This is a genomic window from Asticcacaulis sp. P2_C5 (assembly GCF_056404555.1).
The window spans coordinates 1-26,725 of the sequence record NZ_JBFUDU010000016.1 but is presented as its reverse complement, the minus strand read 5'-3'; the positions used below and the strand labels follow the sequence as shown (position 1 = coordinate 26,725).

The following is a 26,725-nucleotide window of genomic DNA, read 5'->3' as shown; positions in this document are numbered from 1 at the left end:
CCCCCCACCAGCCCCTCAGGCTCAAGATCCGTCGTGATGCCAAATTCTGTCGCGATGAACGTTGCCGTGCGCGTGGCCCTGGCCACGGTACTGGTCTGCGCGGCGGTCTTTGCCCTGGTCTATGGCGGTCTGGTGCATCAATCCCGCGCCGCCCTCCAGGCGACGATCGATACCGACATAGCCGGCCTGGCCGACGCCTATCACGCCGAAGGCCTGGATGGCCTGCGCGGCCGGTTGCAGGAACGTCTCGACGTCGCCCCCTCGACCCTCGAGCGCCCCGTCTATCTGCTGCTCGATCCCCAGGGCAAGGCTCTGATCGGTGAAGCACCGTGGCCGAAACTCGACTCGCGCGTATCGCAGGCCGGCATCGTCGACAGCGCCGGTCACGACCGGGTCCTCGCCCGGGTAACCCAGTTGAAGGGCGGAGTCCGCCTGATGGTCGGCCGCTCGCTCGGCCTGTCTGAAAAGACACTCGGCGAAACCCGCCTGCTGTTCATTGCGGCCGTGCTGCTGATCGCGGTCCTCGCCTTCTTCATCGGCGCCTTCGCCGCCCGCCACCTCAAGGGCCGCATCACCGCCATCAACGGTGTTTTCGACAGCCTGCACGAGGGTGATTTCCGCGCCCGCACACCGATCACCCGACACCGCGATGAAATCGACGCCCTGAGCGGCCACGTCAATATGACGCTTGATCGCGTCGAGCGTCTGCTGGCCGCCCAGCGCGACGTCAGCGACAATATCGCCCACGAAGTCCGCACCCCCCTCACCGCGCTGAACCAGCGCCTCGAAGACGCCCTGGCGCGCATTGACGACCCGGCCGCCATTGCCAGCCTCGAACAAGCCCAGGACCAGGTCCGCCACACCCTGCGACTGCTCGACGACCTGCTCGACATCGCCTCGGCCCAGGCTCAACGCGGCGATATGCGCGGCATCACCGAGGTCGACCTGTCGGAACTGGCGCGCGGCATGTGCGACCTTTATTCGGCCAGCGCCGAAGACGCCGGCATGACGCTGGAAAGCCATATCGACGACGGCATCGTCGTCCGCGCCAACGCCATGCAGTTGTCGCGCATGCTGGTCAACCTGTTCGACAATGCCTTGAAATACGGCGTTTCGGGCAAGACACTGCGTTTTTCGCTCAGGCCGGGGCCGGTCATGACGCTTGAGGACGAGGGTCCCGGCGTCGCCGATGCCGACAAGACGCGCATCTTCGAACGTTATCAGCGCGCCGCCGGATCGACGGCCAAGGGTCACGGTCTGGGCCTGGCCCTGGTCGCCGCCATCGCGGCTCGGCACAATCTGGCGGTCAGGGTTGAAGACACCCACCCGGATACTGTAAGCATAGGCAAGGGGGCGAAGTTCATCGTTGCGCCGGAGACCCAGTCTTGATGAAGCGAGGCTTGACCTATTCGACCGGACTTCGGGAAGTTCGGGGGGCCTTTATCGGGGCCGTTCTGGCTGGCGTGGCGATCACGACCGCCTGCGCACCCGTATCTTCGACGGCGCCACTCGCCTCTGACCGTGGCGAACGGATGGCCGGGCGCGAACGTGACACCCTGGCCCAGGGCGATGCCAGAACCGTCGCCGACATTCTGCAACAGGGCCTCGCCGCCGAAGCGCGTGGTGATGGTAACGACCTTCTGGCCCAGGCCCGGGCACTGAGCCTGATGGGCGCCCGGCCCGAAGACGGCGCACCCGACCTGGCGCGTGAATGGGCCGGCAAGGCGAAGGCACTGGGTGCCAAGAGCGACGGCGCGGTGGCGTTTCGCGGCCGCACACTGGGGCCCGGCTATCGTTCCGGCCGCGTTTCGGCCAACAGTCAGTTCCGCACCCGCCAGAACTTCAATGCCGGCCAGCGCGCCGAAATCGTCCTGGTTCCTGTTGACGACGCGCCCCTTAGCCTCGCCGTGCGCGACGACGACGGTGCATCCGTGTGCTCGGTTGCGCCTTCGACGCGCAATCTCGGCTGCCGCTGGGTGCCGACCTTCACCGGGGCCAATGAGATCGAGGTGCGCAATGACACAGCGCAGACGGTCAACTTCTACATGGTACTGAACTAACACAATCTGCGAACCGCGATCGTGGCCATGGCTGTGCAAAACGCGGCTACCCGCGTCGACGCCATTTTATCAGCGAAAACTCACAAAAAAAATTCGCAAATATGAAATCTCTAGTTGCGCCGTAACATCCCCCCGCAGATTTAATTTTTTAAATGTAACAATCTTTTTATATTTGGAATTTTATTCCTATTATTTATCATACTTAAAATATTCCTTATATTTTCAATAACTTCTGTGGCATTTCTGCTATTGTCTGGGCAATTGTGGGGGTCGGGATCAGTTCACAATAGCCATGATCATACAATATGATAGCGTTGTCAGAGAACGCGAACCCAGGGTTGTGTCACGCTTATGCAAGCCGCACTTCCAGCGAGTATCGCGTCGGCCGCGCGAGAAAAGGCGACGGGGTTTTGCGACCTTTGTTCGTTTTTACATTTGAATAATATTTCATATGTAGGGATTTCGATCTCCTCCCGCCTGGCCAAAAACATCGTGTGCGACATCGCGCAAAGCTGCGCAGATTTCAGGGAGAAGAAACGAGTATGAAAACCTTACCGACCAGACTTAAGGTCCTGATGGGCGGTACGTCCGTCCTGGTGCTGGGCATGATGGCCTTCGCGGCCACAGCTCAGGCACAGGACGCGCCGGCCCCGGCCGACGATGCCACCACGGTCGTCGTCACCGGCCAGCGCGCTCAGATCAAGAGCGCGCAAAAAATCAAACGTGACGCCGAGGTCATCGTTGACTCGGTGACCGCGGTCGATATCGGCGCCCTGCCCGACCGGTCAGTCTCTGAAGCCCTGCAACGCATCTCGGGCCTCACCATTCAGCGCACCAATGAAAACCGTGACCCGGGCCGTATCGCTGCCGAAGGCGGCGCCGTCCAGATCCGCGGCCTCAGCTGGGTTCGTTCCGAAACCAACGGGCGCGACATCTTCTCCGCCAAGAACGGCCGCGGCTTGAGCTGGGAAGACGTTTCAGCCGACCTGCTGGCCGGCGTCGACGTCTACAAGAACCCGTCCGCCGACCTGACCGAAGGCGGCATAGGCGGTACCATCAACCTGCGCACGCGCCTGCCGTTCGACCAGAAGAAGTCGATCACCGCCTTCTCCGTCGATAGCAATTATGGCGACCTACAAAAGAAGTCGCATAACTCCTACAGCGCCATCCTGTCGCGGCAGTTCAATACGCCTGCCGGCCGCTTCGGCGTCCTGCTCAACTACTCGGTGTCCGACGTGGGCAACCGCACGGACGCCCTCAATGCCGACCGCTTCGTCGCGACGACCGTTGGTAGCAACACCAGATATATCCCGGCCGGACTCAGCGCCAAGGAAATTCAGTGGGACCAGAGCCGTACGGCCATCTACGGCGCTTTCCAATACCAGCCTAACGACAGCTGGCTGTTCACCCTGACCGGCATGGAAGCCAAGGTTGACGCGAAGAACACCGAATACGGTATCTTCAGCTGGGACTGGGCTGTGCATGCCAACGACGTTGGCAACGACTTCAAGTACGATAGCCAGGGCATCTTCACCGGCGGCACGATTCCGACGGCCCTGTATGACACCGACACCCGTTATGGCGAGGACCACAAGTCGACAGCCGACATCTCCTTCAATGCCAAGTGGTGGGCCACGGACAAGCTGTCGTTCAGCTTCGACATCCAGAACGTCCGTTCGACCGCCGATATCCTGTCGATGACGGCCTATACGCACCACAAGAACGACCTGCCGTTCAAGATCGACCTGAGCACCGACGTTCCGACCATCCAGACGACCGGCGATACGTCCAAGATCTCGGACTATTACTGGGCCGCGGCGATGGACCATATCGAGGACAACAAGGGCGGCGAAACCGCCGTTCGGCTTGACGGCCGCTACGACTTCGACGATGGCAAGTGGTTAAAGACCTTCAAGTTCGGCGTCCGCCAAACCGAAAAGGACTATTTGACCCGTCAGTCGGGTTGGAACTGGGGCTTGTTGTCGTACCAGTATTGGCAAGGTGCCGGTAGCGAATCGAGCCGCGCCTTCCTCGATGACTCGGCACATGGCCCTGGCGCCGCAGGCGCCGTTTATCACGACTACAATAATTTCTTCAACGGCGACGCCAATATCCCAGGCGCGGCCTGGATGGCAGCGCCATGGGTCGTCAACCAAGGCACGGACAAGGCCTACGCGGTACTGCATGGTACCGAAACTCAGGGCTGGGGCTGGTCGCCGCTGTCACGTAACTGGGACAGCTTCAACCCCGGCGGCGACAACGTCTCGGCCGGCGTCAACCACCAGGTTGAAAAGACAACGGCGGGCTATTTCATCGCCACATTCGGCAGCGAACTGCCCAATGACCGTGCTCTGGACGGTAATATCGGCCTGCGCGTCGTGCAAACCGAGGCTACCGGTTACGGCAAGGTCGTCTCGTCGGTCGTTGCTAATACACCTCCCTGTACGGTCAACGCCGTCAACACCGCAGCCAAGTGTCAGTTAGCCGCCGACGCTGCCGCATTCGGTTCTACTGCGCTTGCCCAAAACTACGGTGGCCAGGCCTCCTATACAGACGTCCTGCCCAGCCTGAACCTGCGGTACAAGTATAACGACCAGCTTCAGTTCCGCTTTGCGGCCTCCAAGGCGATCGTTCGTCCCGAGCTGTACCAGAACAACGCCTACACCACACTGTCGATTGGTCTCGATAACCAGGCCAGCGGCTATGTCGTCAATCTGTCGGGCGTCGCCGGCAATCCTGGCCTGAAGCCGATCAAGGCGGCACAGTTTGACCTTACGGCCGAATGGTACTTCGCGCCTACGGGAAGCCTGACTTTCGATCTCTTCCACAAGAAGATCGAGGATTACATCTACGGCGGCAGCGAGATCGTCAACTTTACCAATAACGGCAAGACTCTGCCCTTCAACGTTACGCGCTACATCAACGGGTCTGAAGGCAAGGTCGACGGCTTCGAAATCGCCTACCAACAGTTCTACGACTTCCTGCCCGGCCCGCTCTCCGGCTTCGGCATCCAGGCCAACTACACGAAGATCGATTCCTCGGGCGGCCACAACCCGCTGGTTAACGTGTTTGACGGCAATCAGGTGGTCAATGCCGACCTCAGCGGCCTGCCGCTGGAAGGCATGTCGCCGAACAGCTACAACCTCGCCATCATGTATGAAAAGTACGGTATCTCGGCACGCCTGGCCTACAACTGGCGCGATGAGTTCCTCCTGACCACCTCGGGCGCCAATATCAACAGCCCGGTCTGGTCGGAACAGTACGGTCAGTGGGACGCCTCAGCGTTCTACACCATCAATTCGCAGTACAAGATCGGTCTGCAGGCCACAAATCTCGGCCACGCCAAGACCTATCTGCGGGTCAGCACGCTCACCAACATGAACGTTCGTCCGCGTTACTCCTGGGTCGCGACAGACCGCCGCATTGCCGTGGTCCTGCGCGCAACCTACTAAATCAGCGTAAGCGGCCGCAGGTTCGAGCACCTGCGGCCGCACCTCCCAATCGTGAACTTCTCGATCTCCCCCCTTCCGGCCTTGTCCCGGAAGGGTATTTTTCATTCGCAGTGGAAATATGGCGTTGAAGAGAAATGGGCTATAAGTTCGCTCTCCCCAAGGAAGGCAGCATGTTCGAGCCACTTCGCAAAATCATTATCGTCGGCGGTGGCACGGCGGGATGGATGACGGCCGCAGCCTTGAGCGTCGCCGTGCCAAAAAGCTGTGAAATCCTCCTCATAGAGTCGGAAGAGATCGGCATTATCGGAGTCGGCGAAGCCACCGTCCCGGCCATCCGCTTCTTCAACGACCATATCGGGCTGGACGAAGCCGAATTCGTTCGTGCGACCGAAGCCACGTTTAAACTTGGCATCGAATTCCGCGGCTGGGGACATGAAGGCAATCGCTATTTCCACGGTTTCGGCGATTTCGGCGCCGACCATGAGGCCATCAATGCCTATCACCTGTGGCGGCGCGCCCGTGAAATGGGTGACGACGCACCTCTGTCAGCGTACAGCCTGCCGACTCAGCTGGCCGCCGCCAACAAGTTCTTTCCGCCCAACCCCGACCCGCGTTCGCCGATGCATAATTACAATTATGCCTTTCACTTTGACGCGTCGCTTTATGCGCGATTCCTGCGAAGCCATGCCGAGGCGCGCGGCGTTAAGCGACTTAACGCCAGGATCGCCAGCGCGGAGCTGCGCCCGGAGGACGGCTTCATCGACGCCGTCTTACTCGAAGACGGCCGACGCGAGTCAGCTGATTTCTTCATCGATTGTTCCGGCTTTCGCGGCCTGCTGATAGAGGGTGCGCTCAAGACCGGCTATACAGATTGGTCCCACTGGCTGCCGGTGGATCGGGCCTGGGCTGTGCCATGTGAACGCGCCGAGCCACTTGCGCCCTACACCGTTTCGACAGCCCGTGAGGCCGGATGGCAATGGCGTATTCCCCTGCAGCATCGTACGGGTAATGGCCACGTCTATTCCAGTGGGTTCAGCGACGACCAGACGGCCCAGGACACGCTGATGCGCAATCTCGACGGTCCGGCCCTGAAGGACCCGATGCTGGTCCGTTTTGTAACCGGCCATCGTAACAAGTTCTGGAACAAGAATTGTATCTGCGTCGGGCTCGCTTCCGGTTTTATCGAACCTTTGGAATCGACCTCGATCAATTTTATCCAAAATCTGGTCGTGCGATTCCTTGAATTCTATCCCAGCCGAAACCATTCGCCGGCCATAGAGAGTGAATTCAACCGCCTTGTCCTTATGGAGTATGAGCGCGTCCGCGACTTTATCATCATGCACTATTGCCTGAACAGTCGCGACGGCGAGCTTTGGCGCTATTGCGCGCAAATGCCTTTACCGGCCAGCCTCGAAACACGTATTGCGCTGTTCCGCCATTGCGGCCGGGTCATTACCTACGAACGTGATTCTTTCCAGACACCGAGCTGGATTGCCATCTTCAATGGCCATGGCGTCGTTTCCGAAACCTACGATCATCTCGCTGACCGGTTAAGTGCTGATGACCTGCGTGCCGTCCTGAAGCGCAGACGCGATGAAATTGGCAGCGTTGTCGCGCAACTTCCACGTCATTCGGACTTCATCGGCCAGCATTGTGCTTCACCCGGTTCCGTGAAAAGACAGGCATGACTCACCTGCGCGACATCGTAATCGTCGGCGGCGGCACGGCAGGCTGGATGACTGCTGCGGGCCTGGCGCGCTTCCTCAGTCGTTTTCCGTCAACCCGTTCGACGCGCGTTACCGTGGTCGAGTCCGACGAAATCGGCACAATCGGCGTCGGCGAAGCCAGCATCCCAACACTTTCCCTGTTTAATCAGTTGCTGGACCTTGACGAGCGCGAATTCATGCGCGCGACCAAAGGCACGTACAAACTGGGGATAGAGTTTGTCGACTGGACACGGATCGGTCATCGTTATTTCCATCCTTTTGGTAGTTACGGCCGAAGTCTCGACGCCTGCGACTTCCATCATTATTGGTTGAAAGCGCTGGCTAACGGATATGCGGCGCCACTCAATGACTTCTGCCAAACCGCTGTGCTGGCACGTACAAATCGTTTTGCTCCACAGGCTCGCGATCCATCAACGCCTCTTTCGACCGTCGCCTATGCCTACCACTTCGACGCGGGCCTCTACGCCCGCTACTTGCGCGCCTATGCCGAGGCGCGCGGCGTAACCCGGATCGAAGGCAAGATAACGAACGTTTCGCAACACCCCGAATCCGGATTCGTCACGAGCGTCACCCTGCAATCCGGCCAAACAGTCTCCGGAGATTTCTTCGTGGACTGCTCCGGCTTTCGCGGGCTGCTGATCGAGGAGACGCTGAAAACCGGCTATGTCGACTGGACCTCGCTCCTGCCCTGCGACCGGGCCGTGGCCGTCCCCTCGGAAAATGCAGATATTGCACCGTTCACACGCTCGACGGCCCGCGACGCTGGCTGGCAATGGCGCATACCACTCCAGCATCGCACAGGTAACGGCTATGTCTATTCCAGCGGCCACATCAGTGACGAGGAAGCCGTCACCACCCTTATGGCCAATCTGGACGGCCCTGCCCTGGCTGAACCTCGCGTTATCCGTTTCAAGACCGGTCGGCGCGCTCAAGCCTGGAACCGCAATGTCGTCGCGATAGGTTTGTCCGCTGGCTTCCTCGAGCCCCTTGAATCGACTAGCATCCACCTGATCCAAAAGGGCGTAACCAAGCTGCTGAAATGCCTGCCCGACCTGACCTTTTCCGCCGACCTCGCGACCGAGTACAATGCCCAGGTCCGCTTTGACTATGAAGATGTCCGGGATTTTCTCGTCTTGCACTACAAGGCAACCGAGCGCGAAGAAACACCCTTCTGGGCCTATAATCGCCACAATGACATCTCGGACAGTCTGAAGCACCGCATGACTCTGTTCGCAGAGACAGGTCGCGTCTTTATCAATGAGCACGAACTGTTCAAGCTGCCGAGCTGGCTGGCCGTGATGACGGGCCAGGGGCTTATGCCCAGGGCGTATGATCCACTGGCCGAAGCTGTCCCCACCGGCGAGCTCCTGCGTCAACTCGACTTCATCCGCGATACCTTCGCTAGAACGGCGGCACAGCAGATGGAGCACTCGGTCTTCCTCAAGACGCATAAAATTATGGCCTGAGCCTGTATGCTGGCGCGGCCATCGCCATGTTTTCGACACAATAATTAACAAATTCCTATTACAAATCTTGTAACCCCCTGTTCAGGGGGTTGCCGTATTGCACGCCGGGTGTATCCTCCAGACAACAAAGACGAAAGGGGGATGGTCCCGGAGACGCGCGGAAAAACAGGTACTTACGTGCCGCACGAGCGTGCATGTCATGTCACCTGGCACTACCGTGATGTCGAATTGACCGTCGCAATCTCAGGACGATCGAGGGCGTCCGTTTTCGGATTTGTGTCCGAAACATGGCAAAAATGTAGCCATGACATCACTCAGCACGGCCAGAAAACTGTACGCACGTGCTCCAGACAAGGGTCTCAGGTCATGTTCAAAACGACTTTCCTCGCCATCGCCGCCGTCGCCGGCCTCTCCGCCATAATAGCCGCCCCCGCTTCAGCCAGGGATCGCAGCGATGCGGAAAACCGCCGCTGCCTGGCGGTCGGCATGACCATGACGTCCCTGGCCAAGACAGAGAAAGAGGTCGTGGATATGCTGAAGGAGGCCCAGACTTCCGACGCGACCCAGGAAGACAAGGATACGGTGGCACAACTGGAGGAACTCGCGACCTCGACCGCTTCGGTCGGTGAAGCGCTGGAGACCATCTACCACGCCGCCCCCAAGCCTGATCAGGCAGAACTCGACGAACTGAACAACATGGCGGTCGACAAGCTGATCGACGAAGCCGACAAATGCGTCGACTAAGCCAGGCCTCTATCCACTGCCTTACGCGTCGCCTCGGCGCGTGAGGACACATTGAGCTTCTGGTAGATAACCTTGACGTAACCCGCCACGGTCTGCGGCTTCAGGTCCAGTCGTTGGGCCGCCTCGGCGATCGTCAGGCCGCGCGCCAGCAAGGTCAGGGTTTCGGTCTCGCGTCCGGTCAGGGCGATCTCCGCCGCCCGCCCAGGCACATCCGGCCCGTGGAAATACTGCAACAGCCGACGGGCGATCGATGGAGTCAGGGCTGGCTCTCCGGTTTCGATGCGTTTGAGATAGTGAGTCATGTCGCCCATGTCGCCATGCTTCAGCAAATAGCCTTGCGCCCCCGCCGCCAGGGCTTCGAACAGGTGGCTGTCATCGTCATAGATGGTGGCGACGACCAGCATGGCCTCGGGCACGGCGGTCTTCAATTCGCGGATCAACATAATCCCCGAGCCGTCGGGCAAGCCCAGGTCGATCAGGGCCAGCCACAGCTGCTGTGCGCGCGGATCTTCGGCCAGCCACGCCCTCGCCCCGCGCAGATTGGCCACGGCGATGACCTCGACCGCGGTGAAGGCTTCGCCCACCACGGCAACCAGCCGCTCACGGTTGGTCGGCTGGTCCTCGACGATCAGGCATAGCCGCCCCTCCATCACAGTCCTCCCTTAAGTGGCAGTACAATGACCAGGCAGGTCCCTGCCGCGACTGGCTCGAAACGCAGCCGCCCGCCCATCTCGCCGGCCCGCCGTGCCAGTCCGGTGAGCCCCAACCCACTCATGCCTTCCCCAGACGCCTCGCCGTCCAGCACCGCCTGCGGCACACCCACCCCGTCGTCGCTCACCCGGCACATCAGGTCCTCGCCGATGATTGCAAGGTCGATGATCGCCGTCGTCGCACCGGCGTGACGGATGATGTTGGACACAGCCTCGCGCAGGGACGAGGCCAGGGTCTTCTGCAGACGATAATCTGCCAGCACCAACCCCGCGTCCTCAGGCCAAGGTGTCCACACGGCCACCAGTCCCGCCGCCTCCAGCCGCCGCACACACTCGTAGCGTATGTCGGCGACGATCTGATCGAGCGGCGCCGCCTGCCCCAGCATGGCTTTTGAAATCGCGCGAATATCGCCCAGGACACCCTCGAAAACCGGCCCGACACGTTCATCGGCCAGGGCCAGACCCGACAAGAGGCGCGCGCCGACGTCGTCATGCAGGTCCTGCGCCATCTGCCGCCGCGCCGTCGATGCGCCGCGTTCATAGGCGTCGCGACTGTCGCCCGCCGTTCTTACCAACACCACCAGTTGCCGGGCCAGGGCCAGCTGCGACGGCGAGAACAACCCCCTGCCCTGTCGTGCAAGACCCAGGGTCAGGGCCGGAGCGTCCGCCACCGCTGGCAGGCTTAGCCGAAGCCCGTCCTCCTCGAGCACGGCGTCCGGTACATCGCGCCCGGCCGTGTCCATCTGCAGCGGATCAAACAAGCGTTGCAACAGGGCTCTCCATGTCATCGCCCGGGCTGACGGCGTCGGGGCGAAGGCGATTTCCAGCACCGCGTCGAACAGGGCCGCCGGCGCCATGGTGCGGCCGTCGCGAATGCGCCGCCAGACATAGTCGCGTGCCGGGAGGTAGACAAAGACGACAAGCAGCAAAGTCACCCCCAGCGCGGTCCCCTGCCCTGCCCCGGCCATGGTGACCAAAGCGGCATCGATAGCCAGGAACAACACGGCGGCGATGACGAAAAACAGGATTCGGAAGGTCCAGTCCTGCAACTCGACCAGGCAGAACCGCGCCACGCCCATGGCGAGGCCGGCATAGAAGGGAAAGAACAGGACCAGGAGGATCACGCCACCGTCGCTGCGTTCGCCGCGTACCAGGCTGACCAGCAACAGGCAGGCCCACAGGCTGGCGCCGGCCGCGACCGACAAGGCCAGCCAGGTCAGGGCCGCGCGTTCACGGGGCCGACGGCGGGTCGCCAACCATTGCCAGCCGGTCAAGGCGACAATTACCAGCAACTGCAACAGCGACCAGCCCATGGCGGCAGCCGGCACGTCGAACAGCCCCATCGCCCGCGCGGCAAGATAAGGCACCAGCAACCCGAAGAGGCCCCACGCCCAACCGGCCGGCGCCAGGCGCACCGGATAGGCGAGGAACAGGGCCATCAGGCTGAGATAGAAGACCTGGTTGGCGGTTTCATTGACGTGCGCCAATACGCCTAGCGTGGCAGTGTCACCGCCCGACTCGATCGCGCCGTACATCGCGATGGCCATCAGGGACGTCATGAAGGCCACGCCGCCTATGGCAAAAAGCTGCGTGGCCATTTCGCGCGGTCGCGCCGCCCACACCACCCCGGTCATCATCAGGCTGCTCACGGCAAGGAACCAAACCGTCCAGAAATCCTTGGAAAGCCTGCCAGCCGGTTGGTAATTGAGTGCCAGGATTACACCGGCGGCGCCCGAAACAACCGTCACGGCCAGGACGAGGATAAAGGCCGCGTTCGGCCGCAACCGCCGCCATTCACCCGCGCGCAAGTCCTGCCAACTGATCACGCCTGATACAATCCAACCTGAATAATGCCGTTATAACTCAATGGAGTATTACGACTTGGCCGGTCTGACAACAGGTCTTTCGGTTACGTTTTTTTCACCCCGCGCAAGAAGGTCACCGTGCACCGCACAATCCCCTTGACTTGCCCGCGCGGCGGGTTCTAACGTGCGTAATACGAGTTTGTGTCGACCCGCGCAAACCGAAGAAGCGCAAGCCGTTAGAGCAAATTGACTTTAGGAAGAATCGTCATTTTGCTCTAACTCTTTGCTTGGTCGCGCAATTTAACCGAAAAGTGGTATCCACTTTATCGGATTGCGCTCTAAAATACGGAATCGGAATATGGAACTGAAGATCACCAAGATCGGCAATTCACTGGGCGTCATCATGCCCAAGGAGGTGCTGACGCGCCTCAAGCTCGACAAGGGTGACAGCCTCTACATCACCGCAGCGCCCGATGGCTATCGCATCGTACCCTACGATCCGGTCTTCGCCGAACAGATGAACACGGCGCGCGAGCTGATGAAAAAGCGCCGCAACGTCGTCCACGAACTGAACAAGTAGGAAGCGCAATGGCCTTTACCCTGATCCGCGAAGGTCTGATCCAGGCCGTCCAGGCGGAAATCTGCGCCCTGCATGGCGGCCGCCCGGGCTTGCGCGAAATCAGCATGATGAAGATGCTGTCCGCCCGCGCCACGGCACTCAACCAGAGCTCGGCGACCGACCTGGCCAGCCTGGCCGCCTGTTATGGTTACGGCCTGGCTCACGACCAATTGTTCCATTCGGCCAACCTGCCGACCGCCCTGGTCATGATCGAGCTGTTCCTGAACATCAACGGCTACGGCCTCGATGCCGACGACACGGCGTGTTTCCTGGGCCTGATGGTGGTCGCTGATGGCGAGCTGGGCGCCGAATCGTTCGCCTCGTGGATACGCAGCCATATCAAGGCGCTACCGGCAGCCGCCTAGCCCCCTGCCCTACTCGCCTTGAAATCTGTCGATCATTTCCAGAGACTCTGCAAGGATCGCGCGCATGGCTTTTTCGGCAACGTCCGGCTGGCCGTTCTCGATGGCGATCAGCACGGCCTCATGGGCGGAAATACTGGCCGTATGACCGGCGATCCGATTGGTCAGCCCTATAGAAATGGTCAGCGCCGTGTGGATCAGCTCACGCAACTGGATGATGTAGGAATTGCCTGACGCCTTCAGTATGGCGACGTGGAAGTCTATGTCGGCCAGCAGCGCCAGATCGTGGTGGCTGGCCTCGTCGCGCATGCCATTCAACCCGGCCCGTATCGCCTTGATGTCAGCCTTGCTCGCCCGCTTGGCCGCCAAAGACGCCGCCATCGGCTCAATGGCCATCCGCACTTCCGTCAGCTCGCGATAGATCTTGCTCGAATAGGGTCGCTCGGTCATCCAGCGCGTGACGTCGGGATCGAGCAGATTCCAGTTGGCCGTGTCTTCGACGCGCGTCCCCTGGCGCGGCCGTGAGCTGAGCAGCCCCTTGGCCGAGAGCATCTTGACGGCTTCCCGCGCGACGGTGCGGCTGGCCCCGAACTTGGTGCACAGCTCGGCCTCGGTCGGAAAGCCGTGCTGTTCGAACTCGCCGATGACGATTGACTGCCCCAGTGTTTCCAACAGGCCGTAGGTCAGGCTGACGCCCTGCATATGCCGCATAGTTTTCCCCGTCCCACGATTTTTATATGTGGTGTCGATTGCCAGTCCGTATTTGGCCATGAAAGCTGGCCAAGCCCGCCGCAGCGCACGCTGTTTTGGGCTATATAATTCATTTAATTGAAATTTTTCTGTTTGTCACATCAAAAAACTTGCAGAAATCAGGGATAAGAGCCAAGTGCTTGATTTTGTTATGATAGCGCTAACACGCATTTATCCGTGAAAGCCAGGTGACGCCCCTGTCCGCCCATTTTCATGATTTATTTACCAAACCCGGCGACTCATGGTGTCAGAGTGTCCACACGTCCGATTGTCGTGACTGTGGGCGCGGGGACGATCGGAGACGTGGCCACATCGAAGCGTGGTCATCCTGAACTGTCGCCGCTGTCCACATGCCCGATCGTCCGAACTGGCGCCACGACCACCTGCCGACATGCGGAGACCTTGTCTTGTCCACCCCCCTGCCCGACGACCTGCCCTCACCGGGACAACCCGACCTGTTCGAACGTCCACTGATCGACGCGTCCGAAGGTAAGGTTGCGGAGGTGTCCACACCTGTGCAGGCCAACGGGTGGAAAAGTCCACCTGCCCTCCCGCCCACCTACCGTCCGGGCCACACGGCGGGTTATCCGCACCCCTACGCCGCCACACGTCCACACACCGGCGCGTCGACATCGCCACATGCCCGCGCGTCACGGCCGTCCACCTATCCAAAGGCCTACACATGAAAACCTTAGCCATAGTTTCGCAGAAGGGCGGGGTGGGCAAGACCACCATCGCGGTCCACATCGCCGTTGCTGCCGCCAAGGCCGGCTACAGCGTCGCCATCATCGATCTCGACCCCCAGGCCACTGCGGCCCAATGGGCGGACTGGCGGAACGGGGAGGGGGGTAAGGACTCTGATCCCAATCCGGTCGTCGTCGCTGCCCCGCACGCCCGATTGGGGCCCACCATCAAGGAGGCCGAGAAGATGGGGGTCGACCTGGTCATTCTCGACTCGCCGCCGGCCGCCGACTCGGCCGCGGTCGCCGCCGCCAAGGCTGCCGACCTGGTCCTGATTCCGACGCGCGCCTCGGCCTTCGATCTGCACGCCATCAAGACCACGGCCGAACTGGTCCGCGTGGCACAAAAACCGGCCAGCGTCCTGTTGAATGCGGTGCCGGCGCGCGCCAACAGCCTGATCGAGGAGGTGGCGACCGTCATCCATTCGCTGGGGCTAAACATTGCGCCGGTCTGCCTGGTCGATCGCGCTGCCCTGCGCCACGCCGTAATCAACGGCCTGACGGCCAGCGAATATGAACCGCTGGGCAAGGCCGCCGATGAAGTCAAGGCACTCTACACGTGGGTGTGTGGACGCCTCGACATGCCCGCACGTAAGCCTGTTGAAAAGAAAATTAAACCAGAACCTCTTAAGGGTGCCGCATGAGCAAGTCCGCTACACGTCCCAGTCTCGCCGAACGTCTGGCCGCCGTCGCCGGTCCTCAGGTCTCGGTAACCGCGGCCATAGAGAAAGAGGCGGCCCGCGACGCGCCGGCGGCGCCCGCCATGAAGGTCCAGGCCCCACGCGTGCCCAAACCGGTTGCCAGGGTAGAGCAGGCGCCGATGCCGATTCCCGAAGTCGCGCGCGGCACGACGCCGGCGCGTATCGGCAAGACCATGATCGCCGGCTATTTCAGTCCGCAGATGGCCAAGGCGGTGAAGCTGCTGGCGGTCGAGCGCGACACGACAGTCCAGGCTTTGATCGGCGAGGGGCTGGACACCATTTTACATAAGTACGGAAAGCACCCGATGGGTGAGCGTTAAAGGGCAGGGCAGGGGGCCCTGCGCTATCGAGTTACGGGGTGCAGGGGACGCGCTCAGGGAGCGCAGTGTTAGCGCACTAAGAGTGGGGTCCCTGCATCTTTCTTCCTTTAAGGAATCATGGGAGTCTTCCGGGCATGACCCGTCGCCGCGACCCGAACCCCACGTTGGACTTCTTTATTCCGTTGCTCAATGACGTGCCGCTGAAGGATCAGCGCGAGGTCATGGAGCGGCCGTTCTTCAGTTTGCAGAAACGCAAGCGCCTCAAGGCGATCGAATACACCTCGCCGGACGGCGACACCTGGGTCAAGGTCGAGGCCATGCCGGCCTATGGCATGGCGACGATCTGGGACGCCGACATTCTCATCTGGGCGGCGACTGCGCTCAACCGCATGAAGTCGCAGGGTGTGAACGACCTGCCGCGCACACTCAAGACCACCACCTATGACCTGCTGCGCGCCATCAAGCGCGACACCGGCGGCAAGGCCTATATGGAGTTGCAGGCGGCGCTCCAGCGCCTTGAGACCACCTCTATCCGCACCAGCTTGCGCGCGCCGACCCGGCGGACCGAAGCCCAGTTCGGTTGGCTCGATGGCTGGACGCTGGAAGTCGACCAGGCGACCGGCCAGCCGCGCGGCATGACCCTGACCCTGTCCAACTGGGTCTATGAAGGCATCGTCAACGAGCGCTCACTGCTCACCATGCATCAGGACTATTTCCTGCTGACCGGTGGGCTGGAACGTGCCCTCTACCGTATCGCCCGCAAACACGCCGGTGTGCAGCCCGAAGGCTGGCTGTGCCGTCTGGAGATCCTGCACGAAAAGACCGGCTCGGACAGCCCGCCGAAAGAGTTCAATCGCATGCTGCGCAAGATCGTCGAGCGCAATCAGTTGCCGGAATACGATTTGCAACTGACCCACACCCAGGACGGTTCGCCAGCCCTGTTCGTCGTCTCGCGCCTGGCTCGTCTGGAGGGTCAGGTGGTCAGTGAACTGGCTGCCCTCAACGCCCGCCCGCCGCTCAAGCGCCGCGCCGCCGCCCGAGTGTGAACTCTGGGCATTCCGTATATCGGGGCGACCTATCGGGGGAACGCACACCCAAAAGGCGCCCGCAAGGCCTTGTTCTCTTATGGTTCCGGGGCGGGGGCAGGGGGACAGCACAGCGGAATCATCGGGGGATCACACACCCGATTCGCCTTTTTTGCAGCCCACCTCGCCAAAATGCGACTCATCCATGCCCCTTCGGGGGATCACACACCGGCAGAAGTGCCTCAATCACCCTCCAAAGCGACCAAAAGCTTGTTCCAGGAAAGGTTTTTGCCGACTCACGGGGGAACACACACCGGTGCCCTGTGGATATATCTGTGGAAAATCACGGTATGCCGACGGACCGTCCAAGAGACTGCACGGGGTATCACCCACCTTAAGCACGGGGGATGACACACACCAGGCGCGGGGGAACACCCACCCGGACACGGGGGAATGCCCACCGCCGCTGTCCACATGTCTCTGAATACAAAGGCTAAATAGAGACAATCCAAGCCTTAACTTACTTAAGGAGTCTTATAACAGACTCTCTAACGCTTAAGAGCGTGTGCTGATCGGTGTGAGGAAGCGGCTCTCAGGCCAGAAGACGGGCCGGAGCCGCTTCCAGCCGCGGGTGTGCGATAATACCAACCTGCAGAGACTACTGACCCGGAAGGTGCAGGTTGGTATTATCATTTTTTCAGCTCAAGCGCCGCATGGCTCCTCGCATAAGCTCGGGCGGGCGTTTGCCCTTGCCAAGCGCGATAAGTCATCGCCGCTTGGAATAGGCTGTAAAATGAAGGGCCAATCCGCCTTGCCGCTTGACCTACACGGTATTTGCCCCCTAATCTCAACCGCAACTGAGTGGGGGAGTAGATTAGGTGGCCGAAACAGCGGCATCGAGCAGCGCCGGTCAGGTGTCTGTTGTTGCACCGGATGTCGGCGCCCATGCCGCGCCAGCGGTCAGTCATGGCCAAAAGCTGATCGATCTGGTCAATAAGTCCCACGACCTGCAAAGCCAGTTCGCGCCTGCAGAAAAAGTCGATTACAAGGCCCTGGAAGGCTGGCGGAAATTCTTCGAAGGTGTCGGCAAGTTTTTCGAAGCCTTGGGCAACCTGTTCAAGCCTCTCGGGCCTTTTTTGCCCTACATACTGATCCTCATCGGTATCGCGGTCCTTCTCCTGATACTGTCACCGGTCGTTCGTCTGTTTATCACCACCCGGTTCGAGCGCCTGTTTGTCCGCGATCATCTGCGCGCCGACGCGCCGTGGCGACCGACGCGGGCTGCTGTCGTCGCCCTGTTGCACGACATCGATGCGCTCGCCGCGGCGGGTCGTTTCGATGAGGCGGTTCACCTTCTCCTGGTTCGCTCGGTGGCCGACATCAACGCCTTTCGTCCGGACCTTGTAAAGTTGCACTATTCGGCGCGCGACATCTGTTCGCACCCGCTTTTGCCCGAAGGGGCGCGGCCGGCCTTCCGCAAGATCGTCGAGTGGGTGGAAAAAAGCTATTTCGCCGGCGTCGCAGTCGGTGAACCGGGCTTCAAAGCCTGCCGTCAGGCCTATGTCGACTTTATTGCTGCCGAAGGGATCGCCTGATGGCCGGCGCAAAGTCACCCCCAAAGGGCCCGAAGGTGAAGCTCCTCGAACGCTTCAAGCCCGGCAAGATGTCAGGCTGGCTGCCGGCTATTGCACTGTTCCTGTGCCTGGCGATGTTTGCCATTGCGGCCCTGGTTCTGGTCCAGGTTGGCGCCGATCCGGAAAGTCCGCCGTCGCCGGTCGTCACCTCCGTCTCGGCACAGGGTTTCCAGGGCCTGCGCCGCCTACTCGACGCCGATGGTCATTTCACCGTGATCAACCGCTACGAAGACGACGGTCCGGCCGAACACGGCGATCTCGAAATCATCACGCTCGACGATGCCTACTCCGTCTTCACCATGAACGAGTCACCGTCCTATGACGATGACGAAGACAGCGCCTCTGCCGCTGAAAGTTCGGCAGGTGAGGGGGCCAGCAGCAGCGTCGATGAGGTCGTGGCCGCTGCGCTTAAAGCGCAGGCCGATTACGGCAACGTGCCGGATCAGCGTCGCGTCAACCACCTGCTGTACAGGCCGCTGGGCAAGGCTGTCCTCATTGTCGTGCCCAAGTGGGACTCCCACTGGTGGCCGAAAAATCCGCGCTGGGCGCAAGCGCCTACCCTGACCGACGTCAAGGAGCTCGACCGTCTGCTGACGATCCTGTCGCCGGTCAGCGAGAAGCCGACCACCTATGGCGCCGACGGCCGGCCGATTCCCATAGAGAGCGTGGCCGGCAAGAAGGTCGATATCGGCGCGGAAAAAACCATCACCTTCGACGACGTCGACTATGGCATTACCCGCGCGGCTCGCCCGGCCAAGCCGAAGGCCCAGGTAGCCAATCCGAACCATGACCCCATGATAGAGTTCCAGAACCGGCCCGACCCGGACGAGCCGATTGCTGCCGATATCGTCCTTACGCCGGCGCCGGGCCAGTCGCTGTTCCATGCGCCCATCCGGGCGGGCCGGATCGCCGGTCTGCAATCGATCACCGCGCCCAACCTGGTGCCGGTCCTGGTCACGGCCGACGGCCGGCCGGTGCTGTCACGGTTGATCGTGACCGAGGGCCGCCCCCAGACCAAGGTACCGGTCTATGTTCTCAGCGACCCCGATCTGCTCAACAACCAGATATTGGCGCAGCCGCAAAAGGTCGTGAACGCCCTGGCGCTGGTTGACGGTCTGACACCGCAGACAAAAGGCAAGTCCAGGGTCATCTTCAACATGACCTTCAACGGTCTCAGCTTCGACCACGACCTGTTGCATGCGCTGAGCCGTCCGCCGTTCGTCGCCATTCCGCTGGCCATGCTGATCCTGGGGCTGGCCCTGATGTGGGCGGCCTTCGCCCGCTTCGGTCCCGCCCAGGAGGCGCCCGCCGGCCCGCCGCTCGGTCGCGGTGTGCGAACCTTGGCCGACAATGCCGCCCGGCTGATGGCCATTACCCTGAAGGAAGCCCGTCTGGGACCGGCCTATGCAACCCTTGTCCGCGACATGGTGATCCGGGGCAGGGGGCATATGCAGGTCGACCCGTCGCAGAGCCTCGACGACCTGGCCGAACGTATCGGCAAGACACACGGCGCGACGGACAGCTATCTGAACCTCAAGGACAAGGCGGGGCGTGTCGCCACCGTCCATCAACTCATCGACGTGACGCTCAAATTGCACGCCTGGAAGACGGAGATCGAACGTGCTCATATCTGACATCCAAGTTCTGGCGCAAAAACTGCGCACGGAAATCGCCAAGGTCATTGTCGGCCAGGCCGATACGGTCGACCTACTGTTGACGGCCTTGTTCTCGGGGGGCCATGTCCTGCTCGAAGGTCCGCCGGGTACGGCCAAGACCCTGCTGGCCCGCACCTTCTGCCAGTCGCTCAGCCTGCGCTTCGGCCGTATCCAGTTCACGCCGGACATGTTGCCGGGCGATGTGCTGGGCTCGAACCTGTTCAACTTCCAGACCAGCTCCTTTACGCTCAGCAAGGGGCCGATCTTCTGCGACCTGTTGCTGGCCGACGAAATCAACCGCACGCCCCCCAAGACCCAGGCCGCCCTGCTCGAAGCCATGCAGGAACGCACCGTTACCCTCGACGGCGTTCGCCACGACCTGGGAAGCCACTTCACGGTGATCGCCACCCAGAACCCGATCGAGCAGCAGGGCACCTATCCGCTGCCCGAGGCCCAACTCGACCGCTTCCTGTTCAAGCACATTCTGGGCTATCCGACGCTCGACGAAGAAAAGCGTATCGTCGACACGTCGGGCAATGCCGCGGCTTCGACCGATCCGGCGGCGGCCGGTGTCAGCGCGGTCCTGTCGGGCCGCGATCTCGACGAAGCCATCCGGACGGTGGCGGCGGTCAAGCTGAACACCGCCAATCTCGACTATATCGTCGCCCTGGTCCGTGCCACGCGCGACTCGGCCCTGCTCAGCGTCGGCGCCAGTCCGCGCGCCGGTGCCCTGCTGGCCCGCGCTGCCCGAGCACGCGCCACGCTCGATGGCCGCGACTATGTCCTGCCGGACGATATCAAGGCGCTCTACCGGCCCTGTATGCGTCACCGCGTCCTGCTGTCGCCGTCGGCCGAGATCGAAGGCCAGCAGGTCGATACGGTCCTGCAGGGTCTGCTCGAAAAAATCGAAATTCCCCGGTAAAACCAGATAGAAGATGTCGATTTATCCCACTCCAAGATTGCTGGCCTTGCTGGCCCTGGGCGTTCCGATCGCCATAGGGGTGGGTCTCTATGCGCCCGGCGTCTGGGCGTGGGTGCCCTTGGTCATGGCGCTTTTGTTTGTGCTGGCCCTGCTCGACGGGTTTTTCGCGCCGGTCGGCCAGGCACTCAGCTTCGATCTGAAACTGCCGAAGTCGCTCGGGGTAGGGCGCGAACAGGCTGTGGCCTTTACCGCGCACTTTAACCGCTGGCGCAACCCGGGCAGTCTCGAACTAAGGCTGGGCCTCAACCGGCTGCTGGCAGCGTCGGTCTATGATCGCTACATCAGGCGAAGCGACGACGGTGCCTTCCACGGCACGTTGAAGCTGATGGCGGCCGGACGTGGCGCGGGACAGATCGACGCCGCCTATATGCGCTGGACGGGCTTCATGGGGCTGGTCCATGTCCAGAAACGCATACCGCTCGATGCCCGCGTCACCATAACGCCGGACTTGAAAGGCGTCGAACAGGACGCCTCGGACCTTTTCTCGCTCGACAACATCTATGGCGTGCGGGTGCAGAACCAGCTGTTCAACGGCTCTGAGTATCACGCCCTGCGCGAATACGACGCGTCCCAGGACCATCGCCGCATCGACTGGCGTTCGTCGGCCCGCCACATGAAGCTGCTGTCGCGCGAATTCCAGGCCGAGCGCAATCACCATATTGTCCTGGCCTACGATACCGGCCGCCTGATGGGTGAGCCCCTGGCGGGCTTAAAACGCCTCGACCGCGCCATCTATGCCGGATTGTTGTTGGGTTATTGCGCGCTGAAGATCGGCGACAATGTCCGCACCTTCGCGTTTGCCTCCAAACCCTATCACGCCGCGCCGCAGATATCGGGCACCCAGGCCTTTGAAGTCCTGAAGCACCAGCTGTCCGGGCTGGAGGATTCCGAGGAAGAGTCGAACCATACCCTGGCCCTGGCCGATCTCAACGCCAAGGTTGCACGCCGCTCGCTGATCGTCCTGTTCACCGACTTCATCGATGAGGTCAGCGCCGACCTGATGCTCGAAAGCCTGAACCGGCTGTCGAAGAAGCACCTGGTCCTGTTTGTCGCCTTCAAGGACGAGGTGGTCGACGGCCTGATCGACAAGGTGCCGAACCAGCCCGAAGACGTCACCCGCGCTGTCTTTGCCCGACGTCTGGCCGTACAGCGCGAAAAAGTCTTCACCATCCTGCGCCGCCAGGGGATCGAGGTGCTGGAAGCGCCGACCGAAAGCCTGGCGACCGCGATTGTCACCAAATATCTGGCGCTGAAACGCGCCGACCGGTTGTGAGGTCACATGCCAGATCCTTTCGCACCTGATCCCGATACATCGCGCAGCAATGGCCCAAAGCCCGCCCTGCAGCTGAAGAGCCAGAAGTTCCGCGAGATGCGCCAGGGCGACTGGCGCACGCTCAATGCCCAGCTTGAGAAGGTCGAAAAAAAGGGCCTGGCCAGTTTTTCGGTCGAGGAACTGCTGAACCTGCCGGTTCTCTACCGTTCGGCCATGTCGTCGCTCAGCATGGCGCAGTCGATTTCGCTCGACCGAAACCTGATCACCTATCTGCAGGCCCTGTGCGCTCGCGCCTATGTCAATATCTACGGCCCCCAGACGCGCCTCAAGGAGGTGCTGTCGAGCTTCTTCCTCAAGGCGTGGCCGCGTTCGGTCCGCGCGCTGGGCTGGGAAATCCTGCTGGCCTTCGTCTGCCTGGCCGGCGGCGGAATACTGGGCTGGATGCTGTGCGCGCACGACACGAACTGGTATGCCGTCTTCATGCCGGGGGAGGACCGCAATACCGGCAGCACGCTCAAACAGTTGCAGGAAACCCTGGGCGGAAACCCGGAGAAGGCCGCCTTGTCGCCGTTCGCCGTCATGTTGATGACCCATAATACCCAGGTCGCCATCTCGGCCTTCGCTTTCGGCGCCATATTCGGCCTGCCGACCCTGGCCCTTCTGATCTATACGGGCATCCAGCTGGGCGCCATGCTTTGGCTGTTCGCGTCCAAGGGGCTGGGTCTCGAATTTGCCGCCTGGCTGACCATTCATGGCACGACCGAGTTGTTCGCTATTATTATTGCCGGGGCGGCGGGGTACCATATCGCGCGCAAAATCATGTTCCCCGGCGACGCGACGCGGCGCGCGTCATTATCCGAGGCGGGACGGTTGACCGGAACGGTGATGATCGGCGTGGCTGCCATGCTGACGGTCGCCGGCTGTCTGGAGGGCATCGGCCGCCAGACCATCACCGACCCATGGGTGCGTATTGCCATTGGCGTCACCATGCTGACCCTGTGGAGCCTCTACTACCTGTTTGTCGGGCGTGGCAAGGATACGACCCATGGCTAAGGCGGCTAAGCGCGACCTGATGAGCGATGCGCCCTATGGCGAATATGGCCGCACCGCGACGGAGGTCCTGACGCCGGAAGGCGTGGTCCTGCCGTTTATCAATGCCAGCTTCGGGGAACGGATGGGGGCGATCCTTATCGATTTGCTGATCATCGTTGTGACACCCGTCCTCATCATTATCTTCTTTTATCTGCTGCCGATCGACCACGATTTCTTCAAGACGCATAAGACTGCCGGCGCCATCCTGGAGATTATTTTCTACGCCACCATGTTCTTTATCCGCTCGGGCTATTTCATGTTCTTCGAGATGGGGCCCAAGGCAGCGACCCCCGGCAAGCGGGCGTTGAAGTTGCGGGTTATCGCCCATGACGGCGGCCGTCTGACGCCGGCGGCGATCTTCACCCGCAACGCCTTGCGCGAGGTCGAGCTCTATATTCCGATTACCATGATCTTCAGTGGGGCGGCCGGCAACCACAGTCTGCTCAGCCTGATGGCCTTCCTGTGGGCATTGGCCCTGCTTTTGCTGCCGCTGTTCAACAAGCAGCATGCACGCCTGGGCGATTTCCTGGCCGGCAGCCGCGTCGTCCACATGCCCAAGGCGTCGCTCAGCTACGACCTGGCCGATCTCGACGGCGACAGGGCCGTGGGCCTGACCTTTACGCCCGAGCAACTGGCCTACGGTGAAATGGAGCTCCAGGTGCTGGAGCAGGTGCTGCGGGAACGCAAACCGGCGGTGATGCGGGCGGTTGCCGACAAGATCAAGGCGCGGATCAACTGGCAGGCGCCGAAGAACTGGGCGGATGTGCCGTCGGACGAAGCCTTTCTGCGCGCCTATTACGGGGCTTTGCGGGCCTGGCTGGAAGGCAAGATGCTGATGGGTAAACGCCGCAAGGACAAGCACGAAGCGGCGCTGACATAGCAAGGCGGGTCAAGACCTACTCGAAGAGCTCCGCTACTTCACCCGGAGGCCTGGCCAGTTCACGGCAGCAGGCGTAGAGACTGAGCATACAGGCCGTGATAAACAGATGTACAATGGCGTGCATGACGTTCAGGACGATGGACGCCGTCGTAAAGGACAGGATGCCGGCGAAATGACCATTGATCCAGCCGATCAGCCATTGGGCGCCGTAGCTCAGCGTTATTATCAGGGCAACATCGAGCAGCGTAATAACGAATCGCCCGCGGCACAGGGACCAGCCCGTCCTGACAGCCCTGATAAATCCTTGGCGCTCCAGCATGAAGGGGGGCAGCAGGAAGGTGCTGATAAAGGCTATCAGTATGGCCGGCGCCACCAGGGACTGGCCAAGATAGGTAAGGCCCGACAACAGGAGGTAGGGCAGCAGGCCGCGCAGCCACAGCCAAGGGCCTTCGCGCACCGCCTGAAGAAAGGTCGTCCCGACGCCACGCAGGCGGTCGTGAATCAATCGCCCGGCTATGCAAAAAGAGAGGGCGTGCAGGACGAAGTACGAGGCCGTGAAGCTATAATAGCGGACGAGATACTCGGTACTGAAACCTTGGCTAAAATCCCGGCTGCCGTCGATCAGCGGTTTATAGACGATAAAATAGCCCGCAAGGTAAGGCAGCAGGAAAAAGAGCGTTATCGCCAACAGCAGCCGACCTATGTCCTGGCGCAAGGCCACGAGGGCACGATCCAGCACACGCAGGGGGGAGGGGGACAGGGTAAGACCGGTCCGGGTCATCACTCGAACACAGCGGCTGCGCTGTCGGGCGCTTTACGGTCCTTGCTGAGACGCAGGCAGACATAGATGACAGCCGTCAGCAAGGACAGGGGCAGGCTCAACAGGTCACTAAGTCCCAGGACAATAAGATCAAGACCCGGGAAATCTGAATAATGGCTCACTACGGACACGGCCGCTTGTCCAATGCCCATGGTCAGGATTGCGTAGACGACGCCGAAAACCAGCTGGATCAGAAAAATAGTGCCGCGGTGATGGCGTGTCAGATCCAGCGACCTTTTCATGGCTCCAAAAATGCCGAGGTGACGCTCCCCAACAAAAACCGGAATGACGACGCTCAGGCCGAGACTTAGTATTACTCCTGGAACGATCAGGGCAATGAAGCCTGCAGCTATCCATAGGCCGGTCAGGATGGAGATGATCAGGATCGGCACGGCATTTATCACGGCCGACTTCAACACGCTCAACACATTGACGGGTTTGCCGGCGCCCTTGAGGATCGCGACCTCGCTGACCATGGCGCAATTTATCATGTACAGGCCAAGATTGACCAGTCCGCCACCGCCCAACAGAGCCCAATGCAGATTGCCGGGCGACATTATCCGCGCTGTGTCGAAATCAGGCGCGGCACCAAGATACCGTTCCATGACCCAAGTAAAAGCGACGTCGGGCAGGACGTAGCCCAAGAGGGTGATGGCCAGCAGAACCGGCAGGGTCTGCCCTGCCAGATCGAAAAACCGTGAAAAAACCGTGCCGAACTCGAACCGCATGTCTGATACCCCTCGCTCAATACCAAACAGGGTAGGTTGGGCCGGAGGTTTTGCCAATAGGATTTAATGTGCGCAATAACCGGCGCACAAAGCGTAGAAATCACCATTTTTCACTTGCTTTGGTGGCGTTTTTTGCCTTGGGTGGCGCCCATTGTTCCGGCAGGCCTAAGGATGCTTTATGAAGATCACGATGATTGGTTCGGGTTATGTGGGTTTGGTATCGGGCGTCTGCTTTGCCGAATACGGTCATGACGTGGTGTGCATGGACAAGGATCTTGGCAAGATCGAAGGTCTGAAGAACGGCAAGATTCCGATCTTCGAGCCCGGCCTTGAAGAAATGGTGCGTGACAATGTCAAGGCGGGCCGTCTGACCTTTTCGACCGACATGGCGGATTGTGTGGGTGACTGCGAAGTTGTGTTCATCGGGGTGGGTACGCCGACCAACAAGGAAACCGGCCATGCCGACCTGAAATACGTCTATGCGGTGGCGAAGGAGATTGCTGCGCATGTGAAGGGCTTTACCGTGGTGGTGACCAAGTCGACGGTTCCGGTGGGCACCGGCGACGAGGTCGAGAAGATCATTCGCGAAGCCAATCCTGCTGCCGATGTTGCGGTCGTCTCCAATCCGGAATTTCTGCGCGAAGGGGCGGCGATCAAGGACTTCATGATCCCGAACCGGATCGTGGTGGGGATCGAGGACGAACGCGCCCGTCCGGTGATGACGGAGGTTTATCGTCCGCTGTTCATCAACCAGTCGCCCCTGATGATCACCACACGCCGCACGTCCGAACTGATCAAATATGCCGCCAATGCCTTCCTGGCGATGAAGATCACCTATATCAACGAGATGGCGGATCTGTGCGAAGTGGTGGGCGCCGACGTCCAGGAAGTGGCGCGTGGCATCGGCCTCGACAACCGTATCGGGACCAAGTTCCTGCACGCCGGTCCGGGCTATGGTGGTTCGTGCTTCCCGAAGGACACCCTGGCCCTGGTCAAGACGGCGCAGGACTTCGACGCCCCGACGCGGCTGATCGAGGCGACGGTGGAGATCAACGAGAGCCGCAAGGCGAAGATGGCGCAGAAGGTTGTCAAGGCGATCGGCGGCAGCGCCGCCGGCAAGACGATCGCCGTGCTGGGCCTGACCTTCAAGCCCGAGACGGACGACATGCGCGACTCACCG

The 26,725-nt window shown here is 60.9% G+C and carries 24 protein-coding genes; 19 read left to right on the top strand and 5 right to left on the bottom strand.

Going from position 1 to position 26,725, the window contains the following annotated elements:
* Positions 1-36: 36 nt before the first annotated feature.
* The 6 genes from AC1DXO_RS22885 to AC1DXO_RS22860 all read left to right on the top strand — a co-directional run bounded on the left by AC1DXO_RS22885 (position 37) and on the right by AC1DXO_RS22860 (position 9,449).
* On the top strand, positions 37-1,389 hold the full coding sequence (locus AC1DXO_RS22885; RefSeq protein WP_476980517.1) for a sensor histidine kinase: 1,353 nt from the start codon (positions 37-39) through the stop codon (positions 1,387-1,389).
* Positions 1,389-2,060, top strand: a complete 672-nt coding sequence (locus AC1DXO_RS22880; RefSeq protein ID WP_476980516.1) for a hypothetical protein — start codon at positions 1,389-1,391, stop codon at positions 2,058-2,060. Before AC1DXO_RS22885 ends, AC1DXO_RS22880 begins: the two co-directional genes overlap by 1 nt.
* A 542-nt stretch (positions 2,061-2,602) precedes the next feature.
* On the top strand, positions 2,603-5,512 hold the full coding sequence (locus tag AC1DXO_RS22875; protein ID WP_476980515.1) for a TonB-dependent receptor: 2,910 nt from the start codon (positions 2,603-2,605) through the stop codon (positions 5,510-5,512).
* A gap of 170 nt (positions 5,513-5,682) precedes the next feature.
* Entirely contained in the window at positions 5,683-7,200 is a 1,518-nt protein-coding gene (locus tag AC1DXO_RS22870) for a tryptophan halogenase family protein (protein ID WP_476980514.1), read from the top strand.
* The gene (locus AC1DXO_RS22865) at positions 7,197-8,705 is read left to right on the top strand and encodes a tryptophan halogenase family protein (protein ID WP_476980513.1); all 1,509 of its coding nucleotides are present in this window, start codon (positions 7,197-7,199) and stop codon (positions 8,703-8,705) included. Before AC1DXO_RS22870 ends, AC1DXO_RS22865 begins: the two co-directional genes overlap by 4 nt.
* Before the next feature lie 366 nt (positions 8,706-9,071).
* Positions 9,072-9,449 carry a hypothetical protein gene (locus AC1DXO_RS22860; RefSeq protein ID WP_476980512.1) on the top strand — a complete coding sequence of 126 codons (378 nt, stop codon included), beginning with the start codon at positions 9,072-9,074 and terminating at the stop codon, positions 9,447-9,449.
* Here AC1DXO_RS22860 and AC1DXO_RS22855 read toward each other — a convergent pair.
* Both AC1DXO_RS22855 and AC1DXO_RS22850 read right to left on the bottom strand, forming a co-directional pair.
* Positions 9,446-10,099 (bottom strand): response regulator, encoded by a 654-nt coding sequence (locus tag AC1DXO_RS22855; protein WP_476980511.1) that lies wholly within the window; start codon positions 10,097-10,099, stop codon positions 9,446-9,448. The two genes, AC1DXO_RS22860 and AC1DXO_RS22855, sit on opposite strands and share 4 nt — an antisense overlap.
* On the bottom strand, positions 10,099-11,985 hold the full coding sequence (locus tag AC1DXO_RS22850; RefSeq protein WP_476980510.1) for a sensor histidine kinase: 1,887 nt from the start codon (positions 11,983-11,985) through the stop codon (positions 10,099-10,101). Before AC1DXO_RS22850 ends, AC1DXO_RS22855 begins: the two co-directional genes overlap by 1 nt.
* Before the next feature lie 337 nt (positions 11,986-12,322).
* Between AC1DXO_RS22850 and AC1DXO_RS22845 the strand changes: the two genes are divergently transcribed.
* Positions 12,323-12,544 (top strand): AbrB/MazE/SpoVT family DNA-binding domain-containing protein, encoded by a 222-nt coding sequence (locus tag AC1DXO_RS22845; RefSeq protein ID WP_476980509.1) that lies wholly within the window; start codon positions 12,323-12,325, stop codon positions 12,542-12,544.
* An 8-nt stretch (positions 12,545-12,552) separates the two neighbouring features.
* The gene (locus AC1DXO_RS22840; protein ID WP_476980508.1) at positions 12,553-12,948 is read left to right on the top strand and encodes a death-on-curing protein; all 396 of its coding nucleotides are present in this window, start codon (positions 12,553-12,555) and stop codon (positions 12,946-12,948) included.
* A gap of 9 nt (positions 12,949-12,957) precedes the next feature.
* Here AC1DXO_RS22840 and AC1DXO_RS22835 read toward each other — a convergent pair whose 3' ends face one another.
* Positions 12,958-13,656 (bottom strand): FadR/GntR family transcriptional regulator, encoded by a 699-nt coding sequence (locus tag AC1DXO_RS22835; protein WP_476980507.1) that lies wholly within the window; start codon positions 13,654-13,656, stop codon positions 12,958-12,960.
* A gap of 446 nt (positions 13,657-14,102) precedes the next feature.
* Between AC1DXO_RS22835 and AC1DXO_RS22830 the strand changes: the two genes are divergently transcribed.
* The 10 genes from AC1DXO_RS22830 to AC1DXO_RS22785 all read left to right on the top strand — a co-directional run bounded on the left by AC1DXO_RS22830 (position 14,103) and on the right by AC1DXO_RS22785 (position 23,997).
* Entirely contained in the window at positions 14,103-14,381 is a 279-nt protein-coding gene (locus AC1DXO_RS22830) for a hypothetical protein (protein WP_476980506.1), read from the top strand.
* A complete protein-coding gene (locus AC1DXO_RS22825; protein ID WP_476980505.1) occupies positions 14,378-15,079 on the top strand; it encodes an AAA family ATPase in 702 nt (233 codons plus the stop codon). Before AC1DXO_RS22830 ends, AC1DXO_RS22825 begins: the two co-directional genes overlap by 4 nt.
* Positions 15,076-15,456, top strand: coding sequence for a ribbon-helix-helix domain-containing protein (locus tag AC1DXO_RS22820; protein WP_476980504.1), 381 nt, complete (start codon positions 15,076-15,078; stop codon positions 15,454-15,456). The genes AC1DXO_RS22825 and AC1DXO_RS22820 overlap by 4 nt, the downstream gene beginning before the upstream one ends.
* A 134-nt stretch (positions 15,457-15,590) precedes the next feature.
* Entirely contained in the window at positions 15,591-16,502 is a 912-nt protein-coding gene (locus tag AC1DXO_RS22815) for a replication initiator protein A (RefSeq protein ID WP_476980503.1), read from the top strand.
* A gap of 857 nt (positions 16,503-17,359) precedes the next feature.
* A complete protein-coding gene (locus AC1DXO_RS22810) occupies positions 17,360-18,076 on the top strand; it encodes a hypothetical protein (protein ID WP_476980502.1) in 717 nt (238 codons plus the stop codon).
* Positions 18,077-18,111: 35 nt separating this feature from the next.
* The gene (locus AC1DXO_RS22805) at positions 18,112-19,749 is read left to right on the top strand and encodes a hypothetical protein (protein WP_476980501.1); all 1,638 of its coding nucleotides are present in this window, start codon (positions 18,112-18,114) and stop codon (positions 19,747-19,749) included.
* On the top strand, positions 19,736-20,692 hold the full coding sequence (locus tag AC1DXO_RS22800) for an AAA family ATPase (protein ID WP_476980500.1): 957 nt from the start codon (positions 19,736-19,738) through the stop codon (positions 20,690-20,692). Before AC1DXO_RS22805 ends, AC1DXO_RS22800 begins: the two co-directional genes overlap by 14 nt.
* A gap of 13 nt (positions 20,693-20,705) precedes the next feature.
* Entirely contained in the window at positions 20,706-22,025 is a 1,320-nt protein-coding gene (locus AC1DXO_RS22795) for a DUF58 domain-containing protein (protein WP_476980499.1), read from the top strand.
* Between the two features lie 6 nt (positions 22,026-22,031).
* Positions 22,032-23,078 (top strand): stage II sporulation protein M, encoded by a 1,047-nt coding sequence (locus AC1DXO_RS22790; protein WP_476980498.1) that lies wholly within the window; start codon positions 22,032-22,034, stop codon positions 23,076-23,078.
* Complete coding sequence (locus AC1DXO_RS22785) at positions 23,071-23,997, top strand: RDD family protein (RefSeq protein ID WP_476980497.1); 927 nt, start codon at positions 23,071-23,073, stop codon at positions 23,995-23,997. The genes AC1DXO_RS22790 and AC1DXO_RS22785 overlap by 8 nt, the downstream gene beginning before the upstream one ends.
* A gap of 16 nt (positions 23,998-24,013) precedes the next feature.
* Here AC1DXO_RS22785 and AC1DXO_RS22780 read toward each other — a convergent pair whose 3' ends face one another.
* The gene (locus AC1DXO_RS22780) at positions 24,014-24,778 is read right to left on the bottom strand and encodes a hypothetical protein (RefSeq protein WP_476980496.1); all 765 of its coding nucleotides are present in this window, start codon (positions 24,776-24,778) and stop codon (positions 24,014-24,016) included.
* The gene (locus tag AC1DXO_RS22775) at positions 24,778-25,545 is read right to left on the bottom strand and encodes a hypothetical protein (RefSeq protein ID WP_476980495.1); all 768 of its coding nucleotides are present in this window, start codon (positions 25,543-25,545) and stop codon (positions 24,778-24,780) included. The genes AC1DXO_RS22780 and AC1DXO_RS22775 overlap by 1 nt, the downstream gene beginning before the upstream one ends.
* A gap of 178 nt (positions 25,546-25,723) precedes the next feature.
* On the opposite strand from AC1DXO_RS22775, the gene AC1DXO_RS22770 reads away from it, so the two are divergent.
* On the top strand, positions 25,724-26,725 hold a 1,002-nt coding region (locus AC1DXO_RS22770; RefSeq protein WP_476980494.1), incomplete at its 3' end, for a UDP-glucose dehydrogenase family protein.

Coding starts and splice junctions, on each gene's coding strand:
- AC1DXO_RS22885 (WP_476980517.1), top strand. CDS start 37: ATGCCAAATTCTGTCGCGATGAACGTTGCCGTGCGCGTGGCCCTGGCC.
- AC1DXO_RS22880 (WP_476980516.1), top strand. CDS start 1,389: ATGAAGCGAGGCTTGACCTATTCGACCGGACTTCGGGAAGTTCGGGGG.
- AC1DXO_RS22875 (WP_476980515.1), top strand. CDS start 2,603: ATGAAAACCTTACCGACCAGACTTAAGGTCCTGATGGGCGGTACGTCC.
- AC1DXO_RS22870 (WP_476980514.1), top strand. CDS start 5,683: ATGTTCGAGCCACTTCGCAAAATCATTATCGTCGGCGGTGGCACGGCG.
- AC1DXO_RS22865 (WP_476980513.1), top strand. CDS start 7,197: ATGACTCACCTGCGCGACATCGTAATCGTCGGCGGCGGCACGGCAGGC.
- AC1DXO_RS22860 (WP_476980512.1), top strand. CDS start 9,072: ATGTTCAAAACGACTTTCCTCGCCATCGCCGCCGTCGCCGGCCTCTCC.
- AC1DXO_RS22855 (WP_476980511.1), bottom strand. CDS start 10,099: ATGGAGGGGCGGCTATGCCTGATCGTCGAGGACCAGCCGACCAACCGT.
- AC1DXO_RS22845 (WP_476980509.1), top strand. CDS start 12,323: ATGGAACTGAAGATCACCAAGATCGGCAATTCACTGGGCGTCATCATG.
- AC1DXO_RS22840 (WP_476980508.1), top strand. CDS start 12,553: ATGGCCTTTACCCTGATCCGCGAAGGTCTGATCCAGGCCGTCCAGGCG.
- AC1DXO_RS22835 (WP_476980507.1), bottom strand. CDS start 13,656: ATGCGGCATATGCAGGGCGTCAGCCTGACCTACGGCCTGTTGGAAACA.
- AC1DXO_RS22825 (WP_476980505.1), top strand. CDS start 14,378: ATGAAAACCTTAGCCATAGTTTCGCAGAAGGGCGGGGTGGGCAAGACC.
- AC1DXO_RS22820 (WP_476980504.1), top strand. CDS start 15,076: ATGAGCAAGTCCGCTACACGTCCCAGTCTCGCCGAACGTCTGGCCGCC.
- AC1DXO_RS22815 (WP_476980503.1), top strand. CDS start 15,591: ATGACCCGTCGCCGCGACCCGAACCCCACGTTGGACTTCTTTATTCCG.
- AC1DXO_RS22795 (WP_476980499.1), top strand. CDS start 20,706: ATGTCGATTTATCCCACTCCAAGATTGCTGGCCTTGCTGGCCCTGGGC.
- AC1DXO_RS22790 (WP_476980498.1), top strand. CDS start 22,032: ATGCCAGATCCTTTCGCACCTGATCCCGATACATCGCGCAGCAATGGC.
- AC1DXO_RS22785 (WP_476980497.1), top strand. CDS start 23,071: ATGGCTAAGGCGGCTAAGCGCGACCTGATGAGCGATGCGCCCTATGGC.
- AC1DXO_RS22780 (WP_476980496.1), bottom strand. CDS start 24,778: ATGACCCGGACCGGTCTTACCCTGTCCCCCTCCCCCCTGCGTGTGCTG.
- AC1DXO_RS22775 (WP_476980495.1), bottom strand. CDS start 25,545: ATGCGGTTCGAGTTCGGCACGGTTTTTTCACGGTTTTTCGATCTGGCA.